The organism is Brenneria alni, assembly GCF_003666245.1.
In the GTDB taxonomy this organism is placed as follows: Bacteria; Pseudomonadota; Gammaproteobacteria; order Enterobacterales; family Enterobacteriaceae; genus Brenneria; species Brenneria alni.
On sequence record NZ_MJLZ01000126.1, the window covers coordinates 1 to 588 of the forward strand.

Genomic DNA, 588 nt, shown 5'->3' on the forward strand with positions numbered 1-588 from the left:
CCGGCCTCGTGGATATTTACCATATCGTCACCAGCAACGGTGTCGATAGTGATGGAGGCCTCCGGGGCTACCGTATCGACGGCGTAAGAACGATCGGCGCTTGCCGTAGTGGTATTACCCGCCGCATCGGTGGTGGTGACACTGGCGCTAACTGCCAAGTTGGAAGCCAGTACAGAACCCGGAATATCTATGCTCCAGCTAACACCATCGGCATTGACAGTAGTCTGGTAGGTCTCCGCACCCACGGTGACCGTCACCGCATCACCGGCTTGAACGTTGTTGCCGACCTTGCCGGTCACGTTGATGGCTTGACTGGACTCAGCGATATTCACCACATCATCACCAGCCACTGTGTCGATAGTAATGGAGGCGTCCGGCGCTACCGTATCAACGGTATAAGAACGATTGGCGCTTGCCGTAGTGGTATTACCGGCGGCATCGGCAGTGGTCACGCTGGCACTGACATTGGTGTTCGCCGTCAGAACAGAACCCGGAATATCTATGCTCCAGCTAATTCCATCCGCATTCACTGTGGTCTGGAAGGTCTCCGCACCCACGGTGACCGTCACCGTATCACCGGCCTGCACA

General features: G+C 56.6%; 1 protein-coding gene. It reads right to left on the reverse strand.

What is annotated here, in order from left to right:
• Window positions 1–588: Ig-like domain-containing protein (locus BIY29_RS19965; RefSeq protein ID WP_121576728.1), on the reverse strand; the 588-nt coding region annotated here is incomplete at both ends.